This is a genomic window from Aeromonas sp. TS_SC_11 (genome assembly GCF_057318915.1).
On sequence record NZ_CM170470.1, the window covers coordinates 4635995 to 4661342 of the forward strand.

The 25348-nt window shown below is 59.1% G+C and carries 21 protein-coding genes and 1 pseudogene; 13 read left to right on the forward strand and 9 right to left on the reverse strand.

The genetic code is table 11. The annotated features are described in order from the left end of the window. Window positions 1-149: 149 nt before the first annotated feature. Complete coding sequence (gene tkt, locus AC1P02_RS21335) at window positions 150-2141, reverse strand: transketolase (RefSeq protein WP_169045626.1); 1992 nt, start codon at window positions 2139-2141, stop codon at window positions 150-152. A gap of 342 nt (window positions 2142-2483) precedes the next feature. Here tkt and metK point away from each other — a divergent pair, with 342 nt between their 5' ends. The 5 genes from metK to gshB all read left to right on the forward strand — a co-directional run bounded on the left by metK (window position 2484) and on the right by gshB (window position 6867). Beyond that, entirely contained in the window at window positions 2484-3635 is a 1152-nt protein-coding gene (metK, locus tag AC1P02_RS21340) for a methionine adenosyltransferase (protein WP_021140072.1), read from the forward strand. 68 nt (window positions 3636-3703) lie between these two features. Beyond that, a complete protein-coding gene (locus tag AC1P02_RS21345) occupies window positions 3704-4237 on the forward strand; it encodes a SprT family zinc-dependent metalloprotease (protein ID WP_408132365.1) in 534 nt (177 codons plus the stop codon). 73 nt (window positions 4238-4310) lie between these two features. Then, the gene (locus AC1P02_RS21350) at window positions 4311-5000 is read left to right on the forward strand and encodes an endonuclease (RefSeq protein WP_159166938.1); all 690 of its coding nucleotides are present in this window, start codon (window positions 4311-4313) and stop codon (window positions 4998-5000) included. A gap of 130 nt (window positions 5001-5130) precedes the next feature. Beyond that, a complete protein-coding gene (gene rsmE / locus AC1P02_RS21355) occupies window positions 5131-5862 on the forward strand; it encodes a 16S rRNA (uracil(1498)-N(3))-methyltransferase (RefSeq protein ID WP_408132364.1) in 732 nt (243 codons plus the stop codon). Between the two features lie 51 nt (window positions 5863-5913). After that, window positions 5914-6867 (forward strand): glutathione synthase, encoded by a 954-nt coding sequence (gshB, locus tag AC1P02_RS21360; RefSeq protein ID WP_021140068.1) that lies wholly within the window; start codon window positions 5914-5916, stop codon window positions 6865-6867. A gap of 92 nt (window positions 6868-6959) precedes the next feature. Here gshB and AC1P02_RS21365 read toward each other — a convergent pair whose 3' ends face one another. After that, a complete protein-coding gene (locus AC1P02_RS21365; protein WP_485183332.1) occupies window positions 6960-8585 on the reverse strand; it encodes a methyl-accepting chemotaxis protein in 1626 nt (541 codons plus the stop codon). Window positions 8586-8702: 117 nt separating this feature from the next. Between AC1P02_RS21365 and AC1P02_RS21370 the strand changes: the two are divergent. Together AC1P02_RS21370 and ruvX are read left to right on the forward strand one after the other, a co-directional pair. Then, a pseudogene (locus AC1P02_RS21370) lies at window positions 8703-9255 on the forward strand (YqgE/AlgH family protein). Between the two features lie 46 nt (window positions 9256-9301). Beyond that, window positions 9302-9724, forward strand: a complete 423-nt coding sequence (gene ruvX / locus AC1P02_RS21375) for a Holliday junction resolvase RuvX (protein WP_043556315.1) — start codon at window positions 9302-9304, stop codon at window positions 9722-9724. Between the two features lie 143 nt (window positions 9725-9867). Here the strand turns inward: ruvX and yidZ are convergent, their stop codons facing one another. The 3 genes from yidZ to ampC form a co-directional block, all read right to left on the reverse strand. Next, window positions 9868-10830 carry an HTH-type transcriptional regulator YidZ gene (gene yidZ, locus AC1P02_RS21380; RefSeq protein ID WP_485183333.1) on the reverse strand — a complete coding sequence of 321 codons (963 nt, stop codon included), beginning with the start codon at window positions 10828-10830 and terminating at the stop codon, window positions 9868-9870. Window positions 10831-10848: 18 nt separating this feature from the next. Beyond that, window positions 10849-12021 carry an MdtL family multidrug efflux MFS transporter gene (locus AC1P02_RS21385; RefSeq protein ID WP_485183334.1) on the reverse strand — a complete coding sequence of 391 codons (1173 nt, stop codon included), beginning with the start codon at window positions 12019-12021 and terminating at the stop codon, window positions 10849-10851. A 301-nt stretch (window positions 12022-12322) separates the two neighbouring features. Next, window positions 12323-13471 carry an FOX/MOX family class C beta-lactamase gene (ampC, locus tag AC1P02_RS21390; protein WP_485183336.1) on the reverse strand — a complete coding sequence of 383 codons (1149 nt, stop codon included), beginning with the start codon at window positions 13469-13471 and terminating at the stop codon, window positions 12323-12325. A 224-nt stretch (window positions 13472-13695) separates the two neighbouring features. On the opposite strand from ampC, the gene AC1P02_RS21395 reads away from it, so the two are divergent. From AC1P02_RS21395 to AC1P02_RS21405, 3 genes are read left to right on the forward strand one after another with little or no spacing between them, the layout of a single operon-like run. Next, window positions 13696-14616: an AAA family ATPase gene (locus tag AC1P02_RS21395; protein ID WP_485183339.1), complete on the forward strand. Its 921-nt coding sequence runs from the start codon at window positions 13696-13698 to the stop codon at window positions 14614-14616. Beyond that, window positions 14616-15620: a DUF58 domain-containing protein gene (locus tag AC1P02_RS21400; RefSeq protein ID WP_485183341.1), complete on the forward strand. Its 1005-nt coding sequence runs from the start codon at window positions 14616-14618 to the stop codon at window positions 15618-15620. Before AC1P02_RS21395 ends, AC1P02_RS21400 begins: the two co-directional genes overlap by 1 nt. Continuing rightward, the gene (locus tag AC1P02_RS21405; protein WP_485183343.1) at window positions 15607-17580 is read left to right on the forward strand and encodes a transglutaminase TgpA family protein; all 1974 of its coding nucleotides are present in this window, start codon (window positions 15607-15609) and stop codon (window positions 17578-17580) included. Before AC1P02_RS21400 ends, AC1P02_RS21405 begins: the two co-directional genes overlap by 14 nt. A 101-nt stretch (window positions 17581-17681) precedes the next feature. Here AC1P02_RS21405 and AC1P02_RS21410 read toward each other — a convergent pair whose 3' ends face one another. Further along, the gene (locus AC1P02_RS21410) at window positions 17682-19124 is read right to left on the reverse strand and encodes an alanine/glycine:cation symporter family protein (RefSeq protein WP_005316972.1); all 1443 of its coding nucleotides are present in this window, start codon (window positions 19122-19124) and stop codon (window positions 17682-17684) included. Between the two features lie 742 nt (window positions 19125-19866). Here AC1P02_RS21410 and tal point away from each other — a divergent pair. After that, window positions 19867-20817 (forward strand): transaldolase, encoded by a 951-nt coding sequence (gene tal / locus AC1P02_RS21415; protein ID WP_485183345.1) that lies wholly within the window; start codon window positions 19867-19869, stop codon window positions 20815-20817. A gap of 159 nt (window positions 20818-20976) precedes the next feature. Next, entirely contained in the window at window positions 20977-21159 is a 183-nt protein-coding gene (locus AC1P02_RS21420; RefSeq protein ID WP_005316976.1) for a DUF3545 family protein, read from the forward strand. Between the two features lie 48 nt (window positions 21160-21207). Here AC1P02_RS21420 and AC1P02_RS21425 read toward each other — a convergent pair whose 3' ends face one another. Then, complete coding sequence (locus tag AC1P02_RS21425; RefSeq protein WP_005316978.1) at window positions 21208-21756, reverse strand: hemerythrin domain-containing protein; 549 nt, start codon at window positions 21754-21756, stop codon at window positions 21208-21210. 246 nt (window positions 21757-22002) lie between these two features. Further along, the gene (gene ung, locus AC1P02_RS21430; protein ID WP_485183348.1) at window positions 22003-22671 is read right to left on the reverse strand and encodes a uracil-DNA glycosylase; all 669 of its coding nucleotides are present in this window, start codon (window positions 22669-22671) and stop codon (window positions 22003-22005) included. Between the two features lie 631 nt (window positions 22672-23302). Here ung and grcA point away from each other — a divergent pair. After that, entirely contained in the window at window positions 23303-23683 is a 381-nt protein-coding gene (grcA, locus tag AC1P02_RS21435) for an autonomous glycyl radical cofactor GrcA (RefSeq protein WP_005316999.1), read from the forward strand. A 106-nt stretch (window positions 23684-23789) separates the two neighbouring features. On the opposite strand, the gene AC1P02_RS21440 is transcribed toward grcA, so the two are convergent. Next, a complete protein-coding gene (locus AC1P02_RS21440) occupies window positions 23790-25073 on the reverse strand; it encodes a dicarboxylate/amino acid:cation symporter (RefSeq protein WP_339023225.1) in 1284 nt (427 codons plus the stop codon). Window positions 25074-25348: the final 275 nt, after the last annotated feature.

Here is a 25348-nt window from a genome sequence, read left to right on the forward strand (position 1 = left end):
GAGATACTCCCTATTTTTAATAGTAAACCCTATCCAAAAATGCAATGCTTCACATCCTGCTACTTAATGTTTCCTCAGTCAAATGTCAGTCAATAAAAAAGCGCCTCCCAAGGGAGGCGCTTTTCAGTTCAATACAAAGCAATCAGCTATTACAGGGACTCAGCGGTCGCAACCACGTTTTCCACGGTAAAGCCAAATTCCTTGAACAGCAGCTCTGCCGGTGCAGACTCACCGAAGGTGGTCATACCGATGATCTTGCCACCGAAACCGACGTACTTGTACCAGTAGTCGGCGATGCCCGCTTCGATGGCCACGCGCTTGGTGACGGAAGACGGCAGGACGGACTCCTTGTACTCGGCAGACTGGGCGTCGAATACGTCGGTGGCCGGCAGGGAAACCACGCGCACGGCGCGGCCCTTGGCAGTCAGCTGCTCATAGGCGGCCACGGCCAGCTCCACTTCGGAACCGGTAGCGATCAGGATAAGCTCCGGGGTGCCGGCGCAGTCTTTCAGCACATAACCACCCTTGGCGGTATCGGCCAATTGCTGGGCGGTACGGTCCATCTGGGGCAGGTTCTGGCGGGAGAAGATCAGCGCAGTCGGGCCGTCCATACGCTCGATGGCGTGCTTCCAGGCGATGGCGGATTCAACCTGGTCACATGGGCGCCAGGTGCTCATGTTCGGGGTCAGACGCAGGGAGGCGATCTGCTCGACCGGCTGGTGAGTCGGGCCATCTTCACCCAGACCGATGGAGTCGTGAGTGTAAACGAAGATGGCGCGCTGCTTCATCAGGGCGGCCATGCGCAGGGCGTTGCGGGCGTACTCCATGAACATCAGGAAGGTAGCGCCGTAGGGGATGAAACCACCGTGCAGGGCGATACCGTTCATGATGGCGGACATGGCGAACTCGCGCACACCGTAGTGGATGTAGTTGCCTGCCGCGCTCTCGGGGGTGAGCGACTTGGAACCGGACCACATGGTCAGGTTGGACGGGGCCAGGTCAGCGGAACCACCCATGAACTCAGGTAGCAACTTGCCGAAGGCTTCCAGAGAGTTCTGGGACGCTTTGCGGGTCGCAATCTTGGCCGGGTTGGCTTGCAGGGTCTCGATGATCTTGGCAGATTCAGCGGCCCAGTTGGCCGGCAGCTCGCCTGCGGTGCGACGCTTGAATTCGGCAGCCAGCGCCGGGTGCGCGGCTTCATAGGCGGCAAACTTGGCAGCCCAGTCGGCTTCCAGCTTGGTGCCCTTCTCCTGACCGTTCCACTCGGCGGCGATGTCGGACGGAATGACGAACGGCGCGTGGTCCCACTTCAGGAAGGCACGAGCGGCGGCGATCTCGTCGTTGCCCAGCGGTGAGCCGTGGCAATCGTGAGAACCGGACTTGTTCGGTGAACCGTAGCCGATGATGGTGCGGCAGCAGATCAGGGTCGGCTTGCCGGTCTCGGCCTTGGCGGCTTCGATGGCGGCATTGATGGCTTCCGGGCTGTGACCGTCCACGGCCGGGATGACGTGCCAGCCGTAGGCTTCGAAACGCTTGGGGGTGTCGTCGGTGAACCAGCCTTCAACGTGACCGTCGATGGAGATACCGTTGTCATCCCAGAATGCGATCAGTTTGCCCAGTTGCAGGGTACCTGCCAGGGAGCAAGCCTCGTGGGAGATGCCTTCCATCAGGCAGCCGTCGCCCATGAAGGCGTAGGTGTAGTGGTCAACGATGTCGTGACCCGGCTGGTTGAACTGCTCGGCCATGGCCTTTTCGGCGATCGCCATGCCCACGGCATTGGTGATGCCCTGACCCAGCGGGCCAGTGGTGGTTTCGATGCCTGGCGCATAACCGTACTCGGGGTGGCCCGGGGTGCGAGAGTGCAGTTGGCGGAAGTTTTTCAGATCGTCGATGGAGAGGTCATAACCGGAGAGATGCAGCAGAGAGTACAGCAGCATGGAGCCGTGGCCGTTAGACAGAATGAAACGGTCGCGGTCGGCCCACTTGGGGTTGTTCGGGTTATGCTTGAGGTGGCTGCGCCACAACACTTCGGCGATATCCGCCATTCCCATGGGGGCGCCCGGGTGACCGGAGTTGGCTTTTTGAACGGCATCCATACTCAATGCGCGAATGGCATTGGCAAGCTCTTTACGAGAAGGCATCTGTATCTCCTGCGATTGCTTCATTTGATGGCCAAGATTAAGGCGCGTTATTGTCCCAGCAGGGGGCGTGCGGTGCAAATATTATCTGGGCGAATAAAGTGGCTTTGGGAGCTCAATCGCTTTTCTTGCCAAGGCAAACGATTGAGTTGTCATCGGCTTGCACCCCAAATGGGGTAAAGCACGTATCTTGTTCGGCCAGCACGGGGCAAAACCAAAATAGTGCTGGCAATCGAGAAGGGCGCTAACTAAAATGGACGTCCAGATGTAGATACCTCTACAATCATCCTATCATCACCCGGTTATTGCTGTGGCGATAACCCCAGACAAGCTGAGAATCCCATCATGGCAAAGCTGTTTACTTCCGAGTCGGTCTCCGAAGGCCATCCCGACAAGATTGCGGACCAGATCTCCGATGCGGTACTGGACGCCATCCTCAAGCAAGATACCAAGGCCCGTGTCGCCTGTGAGACCCTGGTCAAGACCGGCATGGTCATGGTAGCGGGTGAAGTAACCACCTCTGCCTGGGTAGATATCGAAGAGATAGTGCGCGATACAGTGCGTGACATCGGCTACACCCACTCCGACATGGGCTTCGACGCTGACTCCTGCGCCGTGCTGAACGCCATCGGCAAGCAGTCCCCTGACATCAACCAGGGTGTTGACCGCAGCGATCCACTAGAGCAGGGCGCCGGTGACCAGGGCCTGATGTTCGGCTACGCCACCAACGAAACCGACGTACTGATGCCCGCCCCCATCACCTACTCTCACCTGCTGGTGAAGCGTCAGGCCGAAGTGCGCAAGAACGGCACCCTGCCGTGGCTGCGTCCGGATGCCAAGAGCCAGCTGACCTTCGCCTACGACGACGCAGGCAAGATCCTGGGTGTGGATGCCGTTGTGCTTTCGACCCAGCACAGTGAGTCCATCAGCCACAAAGATCTGGTGGAAGCGGTGCGCGAAGAGATCATCAAGCCTGTGCTGCCGGCCGAGTGGATCACCAAGGACACCAAATACTTCATCAACCCGACCGGCCGTTTCGTTATCGGCGGCCCCATGGGTGACTGCGGTCTGACCGGTCGCAAGATCATCGTCGACACCTACGGCGGCATGGCCCGTCACGGTGGTGGCGCTTTCTCAGGCAAGGATCCGTCCAAGGTTGACCGCTCCGCCGCCTACGCTGCCCGCTACGTGGCCAAGAACATTGTCGCCGCCGGTCTGGCGGATCGCTGCGAGATCCAGATCTCCTACGCCATCGGCGTGGCCGAGCCGACCTCCATCAGCGTCGAAACCTTCGGTACCGCCAAGGTGGCCGAGGATCTGCTGGTCAAGCTGGTACGCGAGCACTTCGAACTGCGCCCGTATGGCCTGATCGAGATGCTGGATCTGAAGCGCCCCATCTACCAGGCTACCGCTGCCTACGGTCACTTCGGTCGCGAAGAGTTCCCGTGGGAGCAGACCGACAAGGCCGAGCTGCTGCGCTCCGCCGCTGGCCTCTAAGGCACTCAGTTGTGATAAAAGGGGAGCCTGGCTCCCCTTTTGCTTGTCTGCTGACCGACGGAAATCCCATGTCTGCTACCCCTGCTCATCTCGAACAACTGCTGCATCAGCGGGTCGAAGCCTGTTTCGTGCAGGCCGAGGCGCGCCTCGGTCGCACCTTTGCCCGCCCGCGCATTTATTGCAATATGCGGGGCCGGGCGGCGGGTTCGGCGCGGCTGCAGACCTGGGAGCTGCGCTTCAACCCTGCCCTCTATCAGGCCAACCAGCAGGCGTTTCTGGACGAGGTGGTGCCCCATGAAGTGGCCCATCTGCTGGTCTATGCCCTCTGGGGTGAGGGTCGGGGCAAGCATAGGGTATTGCCCCACGGCCAGCAGTGGCAGTCGCTGATGCGGGAGCTGTTCGGCCTTGAGCCAAGAACCACCCACAGCTTCGATCTGACGGTGCTGGCCCAACGCACAGTGCCTTATCGCTGTCACTGCCAGCAGCATCAGCTGTCGGTTCGCCGCCACAACAAGGTGGCGCGCGGTGACGCCCGCTACCACTGCCGCCGTTGCAAGCAGCCCCTGGAGCGGGAACAGCAGGTGCCAGTGCCTGCACAGTAAGCCAGCCCGTGTCGCAACCCTGTGTTAGGGTGCCTTCTCTTTTCATCCAACCGTTTCATTGCCAAGGATCTTCATGTTTCGTCCCCTGCTCTCTGTCGCCCTGACTCTGTTGGTCAGCCTGCCCCTTCATGCCCAGACTTTTCGCACCGCCAAGCAGGATCTGGTCAAGCTCTATCAAACCCAGCCCACAGTCACCACCTTCTACTGCGGCTGCGACATTCGCTATCAGGGCAAAAAAATGAGCCCGGATCTGGCCAGCTGCGGTTATGAACCGCGCAAGCAGCCCAAGCGCGCCGCCCGCATCGAGTGGGAACACGTGGTACCCGCCTGGGAATTTGGCCATCAACTGCAGTGCTGGCAGCAGGGTGGACGCAAAAATTGCAGCAAGAGCGATGAGTTCAACAAGATGGAGGGGGACATGCACAACCTCTTCCCCGCCATCGGCGAGGTAAATGGCGATCGGGCCAACTACCGTTTCTCCGACTGGAACGGCACCCCGGATCAATACGGCCAGTGCCAGATGCTGGTGGACTTCAAGGAGCGCCGGGTGCAACCACCCAAGGGGCTGGTACGAGGCCAGATCGCCCGCGCCTACCTCTATATGAGCCAGCAACACGGGCTGCGCCTCGCCGCGCAACAACGTAAACTGTTCGAAGCCTGGGACAGGCAGTACCCGGCTGATAGCTGGGAGTGCGAGCGCAACCGCCGCATCGGCAAGCTGCAGGGCAATACCAATCCCTTCATTGAAAAGCAGTGCCAATAACCCCATTTAACTAAGGAGGGGGAGCGCCCCCTCTCATCATGAACCCCTTCAACCTCTGCCGCGTGAGCCTTGCTCAACGCCTCGCAGTAGGATATTGAAGGGTTTCCAAGCAAGAGACTGATAATCAGCCATGCGCATTCCACGTATCTATGAAGCGGCCACCCTGCAAGTTGGCCAGACCCTCGCCCTGTCGGAAGACGGTGCCAACCATATCGGCCGGGTACTGCGCATGCAGCCGGGCCAACAGCTCGAGCTGTTCAATGGCGACGGCAATCAATATGCCGCCACCATCATCCTGGTCGGCAAGAAATCGGTTGAAGTGACCATCGACAGTTGCGAGCAGCGCTCGGTGGAATCCCCCTTCGCCATCCATCTGGGCCAGGTGATCAGCCGGGGCGACAAGATGGACTTCACCATCCAGAAATCCGTCGAGCTGGGTGTCACCTGCATCACGCCGCTCTTCTCCGAGCGCTGCGGCGTCAAGCTGCCCGCCGACAGGCTGGAGAAGAAACGCGAGCAGTGGCAGAAGGTGGTGATCAGCGCCTGCGAGCAGTGCGGCCGCAATGTGGTGCCCGAAGTTCGCATGCCGATGGAGCTGGATGCCTGGCTGGCAGAAGAGACCAAAGAGCTCAAGCTCAACCTGCACCCGCGCGCCCCCTACAGCATCAACACACTGCCGGTGCCGGAACACGGGGTGCGCCTGCTGATCGGCCCGGAAGGGGGCTTATCGAGCGACGAGATCGCCCGTACCGTGCAGGAAGATTTCAAAGAGATGCTGCTGGGGCCGCGGGTGCTGCGCACCGAAACCGCCGCCCTGACCGCCATTACCGCGCTGCAGTGCCGCTTTGGCGATCTGGCCTGAAACAGGTTTTAAGAATCTCACTCGCAATCGAGCCACAAGAAGGAAACTCGGATGACCATTAAACTCGGCATAGTGATGGACCCGATTTCGGCCATCAATATCAAGAAAGATTCCAGCTTTGCCATGCTCGAAGAGGCGCAAAAGCGCGGCTATGAGCTCTTCTATCTGGAGATGTCGGATCTCTATATGGAAGCCGGCCGCGCCTTTGGCACCATGCGCCCGCTGACCGTCAAATATGACTATGCCGACTGGTTCAACCTGGGCGAGGTGATCGATCAGCCCCTCTCCACCCTGGATGTGATCCTGATGCGCAAGGATCCCCCTTTCGACACCGAATTTATCTACGCCACCTACATGCTGGAGCGGGCCGAGGATGAGGGCTGCCTCATCGTCAACAAGCCCCAGAGCCTGCGCGACGCCAACGAGAAACTCTACACCGCCTGGTTTGCCGAACACACCCCGACCACGCTCGTCACTCGCAGAGCAGACAAACTGCGGGCCTTCCACGCCAAACACAAAGACGTGATCCTCAAACCGCTGGACGGCATGGGCGGCGCCTCCATCTTCCGTATGAAGGAAGATGACGCCAACGTCGGTGTCATCATCGAAACCCTGACTGAACATGGCAGCCAGTACTGCATGGCGCAGACCTATCTGCCCGCCATCAAGGATGGCGACAAGCGGGTGCTGGTGGTGGATGGTGAACCCGTACCCTACTGCCTGGCCCGCATCCCGGCGCAGGGGGAGACTCGGGGCAACCTGGCGGCCGGTGGCCGTGGCGAGGCGCGCCCCTTGAGCGAAGCGGACTGGGCCATCGCCCGCGCCGTCGGCCCGACCCTCAAAGAGAAGGGCCTCATCTTCGTCGGCCTCGACATCATAGGCGATAGGCTGACCGAGATTAACGTCACCAGCCCGACCTGCATCCGCGAGATCGAGGCCGCCTTTGACGTCTCCATCACCGGCATGCTGATGGATGCCATCGAGCGTCGGCTGGCGAAAGCCTGAGTGGCTCACCACTCAACGGCAATATAAAGAAGAGGCGGCCCTGGGGCCGCCTCTTCTTTTTCATCCTGTTACCTCATTTATCCCGACACCCTTTAGCAGCGGAACTGCCCTACCTTCACCTTGAGATCGCTCGACAGCTGCTCCAGCTCATGACAACTCTGGTTCAACTCGGAAGCGGCCCTGGTCGACTCGGTCGCTATGTGGGCTATGTTGACCACGTTGCGGGTGATCTCCTCAGCTACCTTGCTCTGCTCCTCAGCCGCCGTGGCGATATGGGTGTTCATCTCGTTGATCACATTGACCGAACTCACTATCTCGCCGAGGGCCTGACCACAGGCCAGCACGGTGCGATTGGACTCCTCAACCTGACTCAGCCCCAGTTCCATGCTAGAGGCCGCCTCGCTGGCCCCCTGCTGCAACTTGACAATGGTCTTGCCGATCTCTTCGGTGGAACGCTGGGTGCGCTGGGCCAGGGTGCGCACCTCATCGGCCACCACGGCAAAGCCGCGACCCTGATCGCCGGCCCGCGCCGCTTCGATGGCCGCATTGAGCGCCAGCAGGTTGGTCTGCTCGGCAATGCCACGAATGGCATCCATCACGCTGCTGATGTTGCGGCTGTCATCCGCCAGCTGGGTGATCATGGCGGCCGTGTTCTGGATCTGGGCGGAGAGGCCGGACATGCGCAAGATGGCATCTTCGACGATATGGTGGCCGTGACGGGCACTCTCGTCGGCATGGTGCGCCGCATCGGCAGCGCTGTTGGAACTGTTCGCCACCTCGGCCACAGTCGCACTCATCTGGTTCATGGCGGTCGCGGTCTGATCCGTTTCTGCCTGTTGCTCTGCGAAGCGCCCCCGGCTTTGCATGCCGATATGGGCCAGATGGGCCGACGCTGTGGCAAGCTGCTCCGCCATGCCGTTGATCTGGGTGATGAGCTCACGAAAATGGCAGATCACCTCGTTGAGTGAATGAGCCAGCCCGCCCATCTCATCTTTGCGCAGCACGGGTACCAGCTTGCTCAAGTCGAGATCGGTCTGCATGCCGCGCAAGATCCCGCCCATGGCGACCAAAGGTTGACTGACGCTACGCCCTGCCCACACACCGAAGAACAGAATGCAGGCCCCCCCCACCACAAACATCAGGATAAAGAGCTGGAATAGTTGCTGCCGGAGATCATTGAGCTCACCGATATTTTGCTCAGCCTCCTTGAGCTGGAACTCCACCAGCGCGCTCACACCGTCGCTCACCGGATCTATCACCCCGTAGAGGGGCATGATGCGGGCAGCCAGCAAATCACGCGCCTCCCCCTGCATCTGATCCAGCACCGCCACCACGGCAGCAATCTGCTGATCGGCGGCACCAAACAAGGCCTGCACACTGGCGGCCTCCTGCTGTTCGGCCGCGCTCATCTCCCGACTCCGGTATTGCTGCCAGATCTGCGCTATCTCCCGCTGCGCCTGCTGCATGTCAGCCTTGGCTTTGGACGGTGCTATGCCCCCCACATTGGCCTTGTTGGCCGCATCGATCACCTTGACCGCGTAGAGATCGGCAATCTGCTTGAGCTCCTTGAGCTGTACCACCTCTCCCTGATACATGGCGTTCATTCCCGCCATCAACTGGAACATCGCCTGGGTTGCACCGACCAGCAAGGCCAACAGTGCCAACAGGGGCACAACGCAACCCAGGATCAACTTCTGTCTGATCGAAATACCTTCCATGGCTTTCTCTCCACTCGAAATATACTGATAGCCTAGACCCTGCTGGTAAAAAGCGGTTTTGCCCAACGAGGCGAGCTGCCATAATTGCTTCAAATACCTTTGCAATATTTGGCCCATATGCAAACACTGCAAAATCATTTTCTGCTCGCCATGCCGAGCCTCTCCGATCCCTATTTCGAACGTTCGCTGGTCTATCTGTGCGAGCACAATGAAGAGGGTGCCATGGGGCTGGTGGTCAATATCCCGGTGGACATGTCACTGGACGCCATGCTGACCCAGCTCAAGCTCGCCCCCCCGGCCAGCCCGGATCTCAAGCAGCCCGTGCTGCAAGGGGGGCCGGTACACGCCGATCGCGGTTTCGTGCTGCACAGTTTCCGTCCCGTTCAACTCCACCCTGCAGGTGGGGGACGAACTCATGGTCACCACCTCCAAGGACATACTGGAAACCCTGGGCACCGAACAGGCACCGGATCACTGGTTGGTGGCGCTCGGCTACGCAGGTTGGAGTGCGGGTCAACTGGAACAGGAACTGGTGGACGGGGCCTGGCTGGTGATACCGCCCAACCCGGATCTGGTATTCAAGACCCCCATTCATCAACGCTGGCAGCAAGCGGCCGCCAGCATAGGGGTCAATCCCATTCATCTATCCAGCGACATCGGCCATAGCTGATGCCGTTTGCCACGCATTTTGCGATGCGTTTTGAGGAAAATATTCAATGTCATCACGCAGTATCATGGGCTTCGACTACGGCACCAAGAGCATAGGGGTCGCCATCGGACAGGAACTCACCGGCACGGCCCAGCCCCTGCGCGCCATCAAGGCCAACGACGGTGTGCCCAACTGGGACGACATCGAAAAACTGCTCAAGGAGTGGCAGCCAGACCTGCTGGTGGTGGGATTGCCCCTCAATATGGACGGCACAGAACAGGAGATCACGGTACGGGCCCGCAAATTCGGCAATCGCCTGCACGGCCGCTTTGGTAAGCAGGTGGAGTTCAAGGACGAGCGACTCACCACCACGGATGCCCGTGCCCGCCTGTTTGAACGGGGTGGCTACAAGGCACTCGATAAAGGCAGCGTGGACGGGGTTTCCGCCCAGCTTATCGTCGAAGCCTGGATGGAAGAGCAGTACGGCTAATCCAGAAACAACAAGGCAAGGGCCGCAGCCCTTGCCTTGCCACATACTCCCCTCATCACGCCTGTGACTGATCAGGCGCCAGCGCCTCACCCTTTGTCAGGCTCAGATGTTCCGACTGACCCATGGGAAACGTGACTGCAACATTAGCGTGGCGATACGTCGTTGTAGAGTCGCCGGATTTCGTTGCGCAGCCACATCACCTTGGCATCCTGATTGTGGCGTTTGTGCCAGAGCAGAATGAAGGCAATCTCCAACTGGGCGTAGAGCTTCTCGGACAGCGGTAGCGGCATGGCAATCAGGTTGTCGTGATGCTTGGCCGCATAACCGCCGCAGTAGGAAGGGGCGACGGCAATCAGCTCGTGGCTGGACTGGGCGGCAATATGCAACGCCTGCTCGAAACTGGAGACCATGATGGGTACCTTCCGCTTCAGCCCCTCCTCCTCCAGCAGACTGTCGAGAGCCCAGCTGTCATTCGCCTCCCACACCATGCTGACCTGAGGAGACGCCAGAAAGTTCTCCAGCGACCACTTCTGCTCGAGCAGGGGGTGATCCTTGCGCAGAAAGACCACGGGGCGATCGGTGAACAGCACCTCATGGTCGATGTAGTAGGGCAACCGGTTGACCTTGGCCCGGGAGCGGGCATAGGTTTCCCTGGCACAAAATCCCAGATCCGCATCCCCGTTGACAATGTCATTGAGGGAATGGTGATCCCAACCCAGTGTCTTGACCACCGAATTGGGGTATTTCTCATAGATGACCATGGGCAGATCGCTCAGAAAGCTGATGTAGAAAGGCGACTCCATTACCAGACTAAAGCGGGCACCATCGGGGATCGCCTCGCTGTTGAGCGAGGTGATACTGTCGGTGAGCTGGAACCAGACCTTCAGCTCCTCCTCCAGGGTCAGGGATAGGTTGGTGGGCTGCAACCCCTGCCGCACCCGTACAAACAGGGGGTCATCAAACCAGTCCCGCAGTTTGGCAAGGGATTTGCTCACCGCCGACGGGGTGACGCAGAGCTTTTTGGCTGCCCCTGCCACACTGCGCTCCTGCATCAGGTACTTGAAGACCACCAGCAGGTTCAAATCGAGTTCACCCAGATTGCGCATATCCCCTCTCATCTTCCATCAGCCCTGCGACCGCGCTTCACGGACCGCGAGCCATGGTACCAGCCCTTTGACGGCCAGGTAACTGAGCAGCGTCAGCAGCAGGGCATAGGTCAGCATCTCAGTCGGGGCAAAGCCCAGCTGGCCCAGCAACCAGATATAGAGGCCGGAGAGGCTGATCTGCATGATGCAGAGCACGGCGCTGGCGAACGCCACATTGTGCTGGCAACCATCGAGCGCCTCCCCCATGGCCACCCCGAAGCCGCAAGAAAAGCCAACGCAGACCAATGCAAACCCCGGCAGCAGCAAGTGGATATCCCCTCCCGACTGCCAGCTGCAGAGCAGACAGCACGCCGCCAGCAGATAGGCCAGATGGGAGAGCGCCAGCACCTTCTGCTTGCCCAAACGACGCAACAGCAGGGGGGTCAGGAAAGAAGTAGACATGCTCACCCCGGCCATCACCATCATCACGATGGAGTACTGCTCGGTCGTGAAGCCAAACTCCTTCATCAGGATCAGCGGCGAGACGCTGACATAGACCAGAATGGAGGTCACGCTGGCACTGGTCAGCAGGGAGAGCAACATAAAGCGCGGAGAGCGCAGCAGGGCAAAGGGCAGCGCCGCGCCACTCCCCGGTTGCCGCGCCGGACAGGTCTCCTTGAGCAGCAGCAGGTTGACCAGACCGCTGACGGCCGCCACCAGCGCCATCGCCACGAAGATCCCGCGCCAGTCAAAATGGGACAGGATGAGATAACCGAGCACCGGCGCCAGCACCGGGATCACGCAGATCACCCCGTTGATCATCGAGAGCGCCATCGCCAGCCGATCCTGACTCAGCACATCCCGCAGCACGGTAAAGGTCATGATATAGAGCACCCCCGCCCCGACCCCCTGCCAGAAACGACCGAGGTAGAACTGGCTGATCCCTTCGGCATGACCCGCCACCAGCGAGGCGATGACAAAAATCAGCGCCCCCCCGAGCACCACCCAGCGCCGCCCGTAGCGATCGGCAATCATTCCCCCCAGCAGCACGATCGCCGCCATGCCGAACAGATAGATGGAGAAGGCGGTGTGGATCTGCGCCTCGCTCGCCTGCAGGGTATCGGCAATCTGGGGCACAGCGACCAGATAGAGATCGATCCCGACCGGATAGAGGATGATCATCAGAAAACTGCACAGCAGGAATACAGGCATGGATGCTCCATAGCAGATTGACCCGCCAGCCCCCGCCTGACGGCTGAAACAGGCGGCCAGAGTGGGCGGGGCCAAGGTGGTAACGAACATGACAACGAACAGGGTCGCAATGGGGGAACTATATGGGCGACCCCCTCCCGCACCTAGTGAAGAGATGGCGATCGGTACATTCCAATTTGGACATTTTATTTTAAGTGCCGAGCTATTTGGGCATTAACGTGAACGATGGCCGTGCCAGGCAGCACCAAAAAGTACGCCGGGCAATCCCGGCGTACTCATCTCAATCAAAACAACCGCACTGTCACTCGGCAAGCTGGCTCAGGATGGCGTGAGCCGCCTTGATGCGCGCCTCGTTGGGATAGTTGCGGTTGGCCAGCATGACGATGCCTATTCCCTTGGCCGGCACGAACGCCACATAGGCGCCAAAGCCGCCGGTCGAGCCCGTCTTGTTATAGAGCCGCTGCTCGCCCATCGCTTTGGGCACCGCAAAGCGCGTGACCGGATTGGCCTGGAAGCTCACCGCTGGTGAGTTGCCCGCCAGCAATGTCTGCTCGGTGACGGGATAGGCGTAACTCTCCCAGCCCAGCCCCTGAGTCATGCCCCCCACCGAATGGAAGCCGGTGTGGGTCAGCGCGATCGCGCTTTTTACCGCGGCATCTCCCTGATACCCCATGTTCGCCTCGACAAACTTCAGCAGATCCGCAGAGCCGGTCTTGATGCCATAAGCCTCGGCCGCCAGCACGCCCGGATTGACCCTGACGGGCTTGTCTTCCTTCGAGTAACCGTAGGCATAATTCGCCATGGCCGACTCCGGCACCTGGATATAGGTGTGATGCAAGCCCAGCTTGGGCAGCAGTGTCTGGCTCATCAGTTGCTCAAATGGCTGGCCCAGGCTATTCGCGGCCAGGTGACCAAACAGGCCTATGCTGGGATTGGAGTACTGGCGATGGGTACCCGCCGGGTAGGCTGGCGTCCACTGGCGATAGTAGGCACGCATCTTGTCGGTGGAATCCACCTCGTCGGGGAATTGCAACGGCAGACCGCCCGCACTGTAGGTGGCGAGTTCGGCCATGGTGATGCCGTCGAAGGCGGAGCCTTTCAGCCAGGGCGCATGCTGGCTCGCCTTGTCCTCCAGCTGAAAACCACCCTTGACCGCGGCATAGGCGCCAAGGGTCGCAGTCAGTGTCTTGCTGACTGAACCAATCTCGAACAGGGTCTGCTCGCTGACGCGAGCTCCGCTCTCCCGATCCGCCACCCCGTAGTTGAAGTAGTACGCCTTGCCTTCTTTGAGCACGGCGACCGCCATGCCCGGAACCCTGTGCTCCTTGAGCAAAGGCTGGATGGCGCCATCCACCACGGCCGTCAGGGGCTCGGCTTCTTTTGCATGGGATAAGGGGGAGAGCAGCAGGGTACTCAGTACCAACAGCGACCGGGTTGTAGCTTTTTCCATTTGATGAGTCTCATGATGAATGTAGGTAACGCCAACCCCATGGCTGGCACAGTCAATCCGTGCGTCAGCATAGATGAGCTCCATGTGCCCACAGTGAACCAGAGTGAAGTCTGTGTGAAGTCGCCCCAAAAATGACCCGGCTCAATGGCTTGCCCTTTCGTTGCCCCCTCCTCCATCGCTGACGTATAAGCTGTAGGGGCAATGAGACACAGGGGGAAGCACGAGTGAAAGCACAAGAACAGATAGCAGGGCTGCTGGCGGCACTGGAGCAGGTGATTTTGGGTAAGCCCTTGCAACTCAAGATAGCCCTGGTGACCCTGCTGGCCCGTGGTCACCTGCTGATCGAGGATCTGCCCGGCATGGGCAAAACCACCCTGGCCCAAGGGCTGGCACAGGTGCTGGGGCTCGACTGCCGACGGGTACAGTTCACCGCTGATCTGCTGCCCGCCGACCTGCTGGGGCTGCAGATCTTTGACACCCACCAGCAGCAGTTTCGTTTTCACCCCGGCCCCGTCTTTACCCAAGTGCTGCTGGCGGACGAGATCAACCGTGCCAGCCCCAAGGTGCAAAGTGCCCTGCTGGAGGCCATGGCCGAGGGCAAGGTGAGCATAGAGGGCCACACCCACCCGCTCCCCGCCCCCTTCTTCGTCATCGCTACCCAGAATCCGGCGGATCAGGCAGGCACCTATCCCTTGCCCGAGTCACAGCTCGATCGCTTCGCCGTGCGCCTGTCGCTCGGCTTTCCACCACGGGAGGCCGAACGCCAGCTGCTGCGCGGCAACCGCCAGAGCCAACCCCTGACCCCGCAGCTGCATGCCACCGAGCTTGCTGCCCTGCAGGCCGAGGTGGATGCCATTCATGTCTCCGATGCCACCCTCGACTACCTGCTGGCGCTGGTACACCAGAGCCGTTTCGATGCAGAGCTGCCCCAACCTCTCTCCCCCAGAGCGGCCCAGACCCTGCTGGCGGTGAGCCGGGCCTGGTCATTGGTGGCGGGGCGCCGTTTCGTCACTGTGGAGGATGTGCAGGCCGTCTTCCCCTACGTGGCCGAGCACAGGCTCAGAGGCAGCTTCGGGGTACAGCGCGGCGAGGCCAGCCCCCTGAGCCAGCGTCTGCTGGCCAGCGTCAGTCCGGACAATCCTTGATGAAACGCCCCCTGCTGGGCTGGCGCCGGTTGAGGGAGCAGTGGCAGCAACGCTGGCTGACCCACCGTATCCCCCCCGCCCGCCAGATGGCACTGGGGCCGCGCAGCCTGTTTATCCTGCCCACCCGCATGGGGCTGCTCTATCTGCTGGTAATGATCGCCATCTACCTGCTCGGAACCAACTACCAGAACAACCTGGTGCTGCTGGTCTCTTATTGCCTCGGCAGCCTCTTCATGGCCGCCATGTGGCTTACCCATCGCAACCTGCTGGGGCTGGAACTGCTGGGAGGCTCGACCGTGCTGGGGGAGGCGGGCAGCCAGGTCCCCATCCAGGTGACGGTACGAAGCGTGCGCCCGTGTCAGGCGCTGTACTTTGCCCTCAATGAAGGCTCACTCTGGCTGGCGCAAGCAAACTCGACACCCCAGAGCCTGACCCTGCCGGTGCGGGGAATGCAACGCGGCCGCTTGCCACTGGGCCGCCTTCGGGTAGAGAGCCGCTACCCACTTGGTCTGTTTCGCTGCTGGTCGCTGCTGGATCTGCAACTGGAAGCCTGGCTCTCGCCCAAGCCTCTCTATGGGCCACTGTGGGGCGGTTCGCCATCAGGGCAGAAAGGTACCCAGGGTCAAGCTGGTCCCGCCCCCCTCGGCGATTTCGACATGTTGCGGGCACACCAGGTCGGGGAACCCTTCGGCCAGATTGCCTGGAAGCAGTTCGCTCAGGGGCGCGGCCTGCTGGTCAAGCAGTTCCAGGAACCCGAACAAGATGACACTCACCTCAGCCTGCAAGGCGTCACAGGCACGGATCTTGAGCAACGACTGTCAGCCCTGGCCTGGTGGTGCGCCGATTATGGCAAGCGGGGCATTCCTTTCACCCTGACCCTGACAGGCCAGACCCTGGGCCCGGAGAGCGGCCCCGCCTTTCTTCGGCACTGTCAGCTGGCATTGGCCCGCTTCGATGACAGAGCCGGATCTGTAAACGAGAGCTCTCCCAATGCTGCTCGATAATCGCCGTCTGCTGCCCCTCATCGCCTTGCAGCAAGGTGTGCTGGTGCTGGCACTCTGGCCCCAGCTGCAGCTCTGGGTCGTCGCAGTCGGCGCCATCACCCTGGGCGTGCGGGCCATGATGCTGTGGCAGGAGTGGCGATCGCCCCCCGCTCGCGCACTGGCGCTGCTGGCCATCACAGGGGTTCTGCTGTTGGCCTGGCAATGGCGGGCGCTGGGCACGCTGCCAGCCCTCATCAACCTGCTCTGGCTCGGCTACAGCCTGAAGATGATAGAGGTGCGGCGGGAGCGGGATGTAGAACAGGTGCTGCTGCTCGCCTTCTTTCTCATCGCGCTGGCGCTGGTGCAACGTCAGAGCATGGGCTGGGCACTGACCATGGCGGCCACACTCTGGCTGACGGTGAGCACACTGGTGACGGCCGTGGCACCGGAGCAGAGACAGCCGTGGCGCAGCGCCGGCGCCTCCCTGCTGCTGGCTCTTCCCCTGCTGCTGACCCTGTTTCTGGTGCTGCCAAGACTGCCCCCGCTCTGGCAGATGCCGACCACCAGCCGCGCCCTGTCGGGGCTCTCGGAAGAGGTGGCCCCCGGCGACATCAGCGAGCTGGTCAACTCCTCCGAGCTGGCCTTTCGCGTCACCTTTGCCAATGGCCCGCCCCCCGCCAGCGAGCGCTATTTTCCGGTGATGCGCCAGGAACAATTCGATGGCCGCCGCTGGCTGCTCAGTGCCGAAACCCGGCAGTGGCAGCAATCCCAAGCCATGCAAACAATACAAGTGCAAACCGGCGCAGGTCCCCTGCCCCCCGCCAGTTACGAGGTGATCGCCGAACCCCAGCGCCACCGCTGGACGCTGGCCCTTGCCCAGCCCAGCGTCTTGCTCGGCCCTGTGCTGGTCAGCCCGCTGGCTACCCTGTATCGCCGCGATCGGGGGGATCAAAGGATCAGCTACCGGGTCACCACAGCGCCGACGGTGCTGCCTGCCGACAGCGCCACCCTGCGGCGCAACCTGCAACTGCCCGCCGCCGGCAACCCAAGGGCCCGCGCCCATGCCCAGGCACTGAAGGCCAACCATCCCGTGCGAGCAGAGCTCGTCGCAGCCCTGCTCGACGGCTTTCGGCGCGAGCCCTTCTACTACACACTGCAGCCCCCTCTGCTGGGGCCTGACGGGGTGGATGACTTCCTGTTCAACAGCCGGCGTGGTTTTTGTGGTCACTATGCCATGGCAAGTGCCTTCGTGCTGCGGGCAGCCGGGATCCCGGCGCGCCTAGTGACCGGTTATCTCGGCGGGGAGTGGAATCCACAGGGACAGTATCTGGAGGTGCATCAGTTCGATGCCCATGCCTGGGTGGAGTACCTGGATGACAATGGCAACTGGCAGCGACTGGACCCGACGGCGACGGTGGCACCGCAGCGGGTCGAGGGTGGCATGACGGCAGCCTTGAGTGAAGAGTTCACCGCCGCCGATCCCCTCTCCCTGCAGCGCTATCGCCAATGGGCCTTGCTAAACCAGCTGCGCTGGTGGGGAGCCAACCTCGACTATCAATGGACGCGGCGGGTGCTCAACTACGATGCGGCCCGGCTGTGGCAACAGGTGGGGTTGCGCTGGCCGGCCCTTGCCAGTCATACCCCCTGGTTGATCCTGACCTGCTTGCTGGGAGTCGCCACCCTGATCGGCACACTGCTGCTATGGCCGGGACGGGCTCTGCCACACCTGAAGGTATGGCAACCCCTGCTCAGACGGGCTGCCCGCCAGGGGTGGCAGCCCCACGCAGGGGAGAGTCTGGCCAGCTGGTGCGAGCGGCTCATCCCCCTTGACTCCGAGCTGGCGCGGCCACTGCAGCGCTGCGCCTGGCTCTATCGGCGCTGGCGCTATGCCCCTCTCTCCCTGCAACAGCGGCAACAAGCCCTGCGACAACTGCAACGACGGCTGCGCCAAACCTGCCAGCTATGGGACAAGCACCGGTAGTGGCAATCCAGCCAGCATGGAATATCGACAAGGATCCACCAAAAAAGAAGGGGAGCTAATGGCTCCCCTTCTTTATCATCCCATGTTGACCTGCGCAGGGTTTAAAGCTGCTTGCCGTGCTGGGTCGGGTTATCCCAGATCCCCTCTTCCAACTGGCTGCGGATCTCGGGGTACTTGTTGGCATCGAAGGTGGGCACCTTGCCCAACTTGAGCTGATCGTTGTAGTCCTTGGCCAGCTTGATGGCCACGCTGGAGAGCAGCAGTATGGCCACCAGGTTGACGATGGCCATCAGCCCCATGGAGACATCCGCCATGGCCCACACGGTCGGCAGTTCACCCACTGAACCGAACATCACCATGCCCAGCACGAACATCCGGAACAGCATCAGGCCACCCTTGTGGTTGTGCTCCAGGAACACCAGATTGGTCTCGGCGTAGGAGTAGTTCGCCACTATGGAGGTGAAGGCGAAGAAGAAGATGGCTGCCGCGATGAAGATGTTGCCACCGCCACCTATCTGTGAAGAGAGTGCACGCTGGGTCAGCTCAACACCCGTGATGCCTGAACCGGGTTCAAACTGGCCGGACATCAGTATGATGGCCGCAGTACAGGTACAGATGACGATGGTGTCGAGGAAGACCCCCAGCATCTGCACATAGCCCTGGGAAGCCGGGTGTGGCGGATAGGGCGTCGCGGTCGCGGCGGCGTTGGGGGCAGAGCCCATACCCGCTTCGTTGGAGAAGAGACCGCGCTTGATGCCGTTGATCATCGCCTGGGAGATGGCATAACCCATGGCGCCTGAACCTGCCTGCTCGATGCCAAAGGCAGACTTGATGATCAGGGCAAATACCCCGGGCAGCTCGGTGATGTTCATCGCCACCACGAACAGCGCCATCAGAATGTAGGCCAGCGCCATGAAGGGCACCACCAGTTCGGCGAAGCGGGCTATGCCTCGAATGCCGCCGAAGATGATGAGGCCGGAGAGCACCACCAGCGCCAGGCCGGTAGCCCAGTCAGGAATGCCGAACGCTACCTTCATCGCCAGGCTGATGGAGTTGGCCTGCACCGCATTGAACACCAGGCCAAATGCCAGCAGCAGACAGAGGGAGAATACCACCCCCATCCAGCGCATGCCGAGACCGCGCTCCATGTAGTAAGCCGGGCCACCACGATAGTTGCCATCCTCATCCTTCACTTTGTACAACTGGGCCAGGGTGCTCTCAACGAACGCCGTCGCCATACCAATGAAAGCGATCAGCCACATCCAGAAAATGGCGCCCGGGCCACCCAGATAGATGGCAACGGCCACACCGGCCAAGTTGCCGGTACCCACACGGGCGGCAAGGCTGGTACAAAGAGCCTGGAAGGAGGAGATACCGGCCTTGTCTGATTTGCGGCTATTGCGCAAGACGGAGAACATGTGGCCGAAGTGGCGAACCTGAATAAAACCCAGGCGGAAGGTAAAGAAGATGCCGACCCCTATCAGCAGGTAGATGAGCACAGCTCCCCACATCAGGTCGTTTAGCATTGCGATCAAGGTGTCCATATTTCTCTCGTTGTTATCACATCCATGGCCAGTCTGCGCTGACCCCTTTCTGTCTATTTCTGAATTAGCGTTTCACTAAAGGGGCGGAATCTAGCATAGCGAGGGAGTTCAGAATAGTGATCCCGATCACTACAGAAACAAAAAACGAGCGTTTCAACGCAATAAAGCTTCATTTAACACGCAAAGTTTCAACAAAACTGAGAGTCAAATTTATCCGGCGACAAATTAGACCCAAAAGAGCACATTTTGGCAATTATCTACATAGAGGTAGCCGTGCTCGTCGGGAGGCAAACTATTGCGCAAGCGTTTACCTGAAATGGCTTTCAAAATGGGGCGACTTCGCCAAACGTTTTACACGTAATAAAATTTCAAGTAGCTAACCACACAATTTATGTGACCGACTACACAAAACCGATAATCAACCAAAAAAGTTGTTTTTATCAGGGGATAAAACCGAACACGAAAAATGGATAAAAGTCGTTTTTAATCAAACACTTTCACCCTCTACTTCCCACTACTGGCAAGGACTGGATGATAAGCATACAAGCCACCCTATTGCAGGATGAGCCACATCCGTATTAATTAGGCAGGCAGTGGCGATGGGCCTCCCCCATCGTGCTTTTCTGAGCCTGAGTCGCCGTGATTTTGTAATTTTATTTCAGAACTGTCGTCTCACGCCCGCCACCCCAGAGCCTGCGCCCTCACCAAGAGAATGCGCCCTCATAAAGAGATGATATTTGCCATGGCCGATAAATTAACCCAGCTGAAAGCCCTGACCACAGTTGTCGCCGATACCGGTGATATCGAAGCCATCAAGCGCTACCAGCCCATCGATGCCACCACCAACCCGTCACTGGTGTTGAAGGCATCCGAGATCCCCGAATATGCGGCGCTGATCGAAGACGCCATCAGCTGGGCCAGATCCCAGAGCCAGGACAAGGCACAGCAAATCATCGACGCGGGCGACAAGCTGGCGGTCAACATAGGTCTGGAAGTGCTGAAAATCGTTCCGGGCCGCATCTCCACCGAGGTGGATGCCCGTCTCTCCTTCGACACCGAAGCCAGCATCGCCAAGGCCCGCAAACTGATCCGTCTCTATAACGAAGCGGGCATCGCCAACGATCGCATCCTGATCAAGCTGGCCTCCACCTGGGAAGGTATTCGTGCCGCCGAGGTGCTGGAGAAAGAAGGGATCCAGTGCAACCTGACCCTGCTGTTCTCCTTCGCTCAGGCCCGTGCCTGCGCCGAAGCCGGTGCTTTCCTGATCTCCCCGTTCGTGGGCCGCATCCTCGACTGGTACAAAGCCAAGCACAACCGTGACTATACCCCGAGCGAAGATCCGGGCGTTGTCTCCGTCACCGCCATCTACGACTACTACAAGCAGCACGATTACCCGACAGTGGTCATGGGCGCGAGCTTCCGCAACACTGGCGAAATCCTGGAGCTGGCCGGTTGTGACCGTCTGACCATAGGCCCTGCCCTGCTGGAAGAGCTGAGCAAAACCGAAGGCGCCGTGGTGCGCAAGCTGAACTACACCGGCGAGCGCAAGGCAAAACCGACTCCGATGTCCGAGGCCGAATTCCGCTGGGAACTGAACCAGGACGCCATGGCTCACGAGAAGCTGGGTGAAGGCATCCGCATGTTTGCCGTCGATCAGGGCAAGCTGGAAACCATGCTGGCCAGCCGCCTCTGAGAAGGCGTCAGGACCAGACAGAAACCGGGCTCCCGCGAGGGAGCCCGGTTTTTTTATGAGCGCTTGATCCCTTGTCATGAGTTCGTCACGAAAACGTTTTATTTTCAATGGCGTTATGTTATACGGGTGATGAAAACGAGAATAACCAAGGAGGGAGCCATGGAAATGTTCAACTTCGATTATGACGATGTAGTTGAGCTCGGTTCGCGTAGCCGCGGGACAACGGGAAAAAAACGTAAATGGCGTGAGATTGAGGCGTTGAAAGATAAACATCGCCTGCAGAAGGAGCTGCAATCCATCGACATCGCTTATGAAGGTCTCTCAGACGAGATCGAACTGTAAAAACAAGGCCCCGGTTCAACCGGGGCCTTGTTTTTGAGTACCTTGCCCTCAGGACGAGGGAGGCAGCGAGAGCCGTTGGGCCAACTCCTGAAAGTGCTGGCTGATCTCGGCGCCAAACAGGGGATCCCCGATAGCGCGATTCTGCCAGAGCTGCTCCAGGTGACGCCAGTCATCCTCGGTCAGTGAATCACGCAGATGAGGGAAGATGACCGCCTCTTCATAATTCATGTGCGCCTCTTGCAGCGCCACAAACTGCTCCAGCCTGGCGGTGAACTGATCCAGCGGAATGACCGAATCCATCAGTATCATCTCCACCATTTCCTTGAGCTCGGCACCGGCACCCAACAATCTGGCGTGCTCCTCCTGCAGCCTGTTAGCCACCTCCCCTTCCACCACCCGGTATTTCAGGTAGTAGTCGTAGATCATGTCCTCTTTCGGATGGTGGTACTTGTCAGAGACCTCTCGCAAGTAGTCCACTGCGTCCCGGATCAGGAAGTAGCTGACTGGCTGTTCATTGCGAATGGCGACGAGCTTGTGTTTGAGCAGCGTCAGCAACCTGGCGATATTGAGATGGTCCTTGTGCAGACTGGATAACATGGGCACTCCTTGCGCTGAAATGGGAAGATCCTGTCTCGAGTATACGGTCATTTATCGCGCTAACTTTGCACTCAATCAAGTCATCTGCAGACAAGGTGACAAGCAAGCAAGAGCTCAGCCCCCTCACATACGCTCGTCAAGCCCCGCCAATTCGGCTCCTCAGCCCATATGCAGACACCAAGCCCCCATCACCAGGATCCGTTCATGACGTGACCAGAGCAGGCTTGCCCGCGACACTTATGGCCGTTACCCGCAGACCGAATGCCAGTTGATGGGGCTCATCCCCTGTTGGGACAGCAGACGATTGGTCTCGGAGAAGTGGCCGCAACCGATAAAACCGCGATGAGCCGAGAGCGGACTGGGGTGAGGCGCACTCAGCACATGGTGTCGGCCCCGGTCAATGAAGCGTCCCTTCTTCTGGGCATGGGCCCCCCACAGCAAAAAGACCACTCCCTGACAGCTGGCATTGATCTGCTCGATAACCCTGTCCGTGAAGGTCTCCCAACCCAGATGGGCGTGGGAGTGGGCCATGCCCGCCTGTACCGTCAGCACTGTATTGAGCAGCAAGACCCCTTGCTGGGCCCAGGATTCAAGAAAACCGTGGTTGGGTGTGACAAAGTCCGGCAGATCCCGCTGCATCTCCTTGTAGATATTGACCAGAGAGGGAGGCGTACGCACACCGGGCAGCACGGAGAAGCAGAGGCCATGGGCCTGATTTGGGCCGTGATACGGGTCTTGCCCCAGGATCACCACCTTGACCTGATCCAGCTCGGTCAGCTTGAAGGCGTTGAACACCTCGGTTGCGGGAGGATAGATCACCTTGCCCGCTTCCCGCTCGCTCCTGACCGTCGCCAGGGTCGCCTTGAAATAGTCCTGCTCTTTTTCTGATCCAATCACATCTGTCCAGGTCCGCACCCCAATATCCTCAATTAATACGGCAAGGGGCTCAGGATAGGGGGCCAGACAGCAAGACGCAACCGTAGCGCCATCGTCTGAGCCCACCAAGCAAGGCTGTATCCTTGAGTGATAACACGCAGCAGGGGCATCTCCCGGCCCCGGTATCGCAGGCCAGCGGCCACACTCGGTCACGCTTCCTCCCAGCTGGCTGTACAACCCTTCTATATAGAAGAGAAGATCAATGGCTACAGGCCCCATTTCCAGCGCCATGGCTCCCTGACCCATACTGCCGATGAACCAAAGCATCTATCCCTTCAAGAGAGAGCCGAGTACCTTAATCACGGGGGAACACCCTATAAGATGTAGTTAAATTACTAGATTAAATTAATAAAAGATGCATAATTTGGATATCTTACATAATCATAAAAATGATCTATTTTTGATTAATCTCAATGAATTAATCCCTTTACTCCTGCGCAAAACGCACATTTCTTGATTTAGATCAATTTTCGTAATATTACCATCGTGGTATATATGACCCAACGAAGTAAAGGTGTAAGGCAAGGGCCCTTTAAGTCATCCCGGTGGTTTAAATACATCAGGGTAATTTCCTTACAGTTGAATCCGCTTTCCTATGAGGAGTCATACCATGATCAAGGGCATCCAAATCACCCAGTCCGCCAACACAGCTTTGCTGAACTCTTTCTGGCTGCTGGACGAAGAGAAGCAACAAGCGCGTTGCATCTGCGCCAAGGGCGACACCTTCGCCGCCGATCAGGAAGTCAAACTGTCTGATCTGGGTCAGTTCGAATACCGTGAACTGCCGGTTCAAGCTGAACCTGCCGTAGAAGGTGGCCAGCACCTGAACGTCAACGTACTGCGCCGTGAAACCCTGGAAGACGCCATCGCCAATCCGGAAAAATATCCGCAGCTGACCATCCGTGTTTCCGGCTATGCCGTGCGCTTCAATGCACTGACCCCGGAACAGCAGCGTGACGTGGTCACCCGCACCTTTACCCAGAGCCTGTAATTCCCTCTGCGGTGATCTGCACCATGAAAAACGGCCCACGCGGGCCGTTTTTTTATGGGCAAGAAACAGTGCTTGCCCATCCTCTCCTCGCAGGCCGCGCCCCCAGCTATCCGTGCTGGTCGACCTTCTGTACGGCGGCCGGGTTGGCGAGCACCTCGTTCATCTGCTGCTCATCGAGCTGATCGCAGTAACGAGCCACCACCACAGTGGCCACCCCGTTGCCGATCAGGTTGGTCAGAGCACGCGCCTCTGACATGAAGCGATCTATCCCCAGGATCAGCGCCAACCCGGCGAGCGGCAGATGCCCCACCGCAGAGATGGTAGCCGCCAGCACGATGAAACCACTGCCCGTGACGCCGGCCGCCCCTTTAGAAGAGATAAGCAGCACCACCAGCAGGGTGATCTGCTGGAACAGATCCAGCGGCGTGTTGGTCGCCTGGGCGATGAAGATGGCCGCCATGGTCAGATAGATGGAGGTGCCATCCAGGTTGAAGGAGTAACCGGTCGGTATCACCAGCCCCACCACCGATTTCTTGCAGCCGAGCGCCTCCATCTTGACCAGCATGCGCGGCAATACGGATTCCGAAGAGGAGGTCCCCAGCACGATCAGCAGTTCTTCCTTGATATAGGAAATAAAGCGCAAGATGCTGAAACCATTTGCCTTGGCAATACTGCCCAGCACCATGAAGATAAACAGCAGACAGGTCACGTAGAAGCAGGCGATTAATTGTCCCAGCTGCACCAGCGAGCCAATACCGTATTTTCCAATGGTAAAGGCCATCGCCCCGAATGCGCCAACCGGAGCCAGTCGCATGATCATGTTGATGATGCCGAAAATAACCTGGGAGAAGCTGTCGATGACATTGAAGATTAATTTTCCCTTCTCACCAATATGATGCAGGGAGAAACCAAACAGCACCGCAAACAGCAATACCTGGAGAATATTGCCGCTGGCAAAGGCGCCGATCACGCTGCCCGGGATCACGTCCAGCAGGAAGGCGATGATGCCTTGCGACTTGGCCTGCTCGGCATAGGCCGAGATGGCGCTGGCATCCAGCGTGGCCGGGTCCACGTTCATGCCCACCCCGGGTTGCAGCAGGTTGACCACGCACAGCCCTATGACCAGGGCGATGGTGCTCACCACCTCAAAGTAGAGCAGCGCTATGGCGCCGGTTTTCCCCACCGCCTTCATGCTCTCCATGCCGGCGATACCCGTCACCACGGTACAGAAAATAACAGGGGCTATGATCATCTTGATTAATTTAACGAAGCCATCACCCAATGGCTTCATATCCGCCCCTAGGTCGGGATAGACGTGCCCCAGAAATACCCCCAGGGTGATCGCAAGCAGCACCTGAAAATAAAGGCTGCTGAATATTTTGTTTCGCATTATTAACGTCCTGTTAATTAATCGACATCTCATATGGTAGAAATAAGCATGCAGGGAGCCGTAACGAGAGATCATCGTTCTCTCGCCAGCTTAATGCTATTTCGTCATCGTAACGGCGCCACTTTCACACGTTATAAGAAGCAATTAAGAGACATTAATCACACAACATATTTAACATCATTAACACCACAGCAACCGTGATATAGTTGGTCTGTGATTTATTTAAGACCTCAATGACAACATCCTGGATATAAAAATGCCCCGCATGGCGGGGC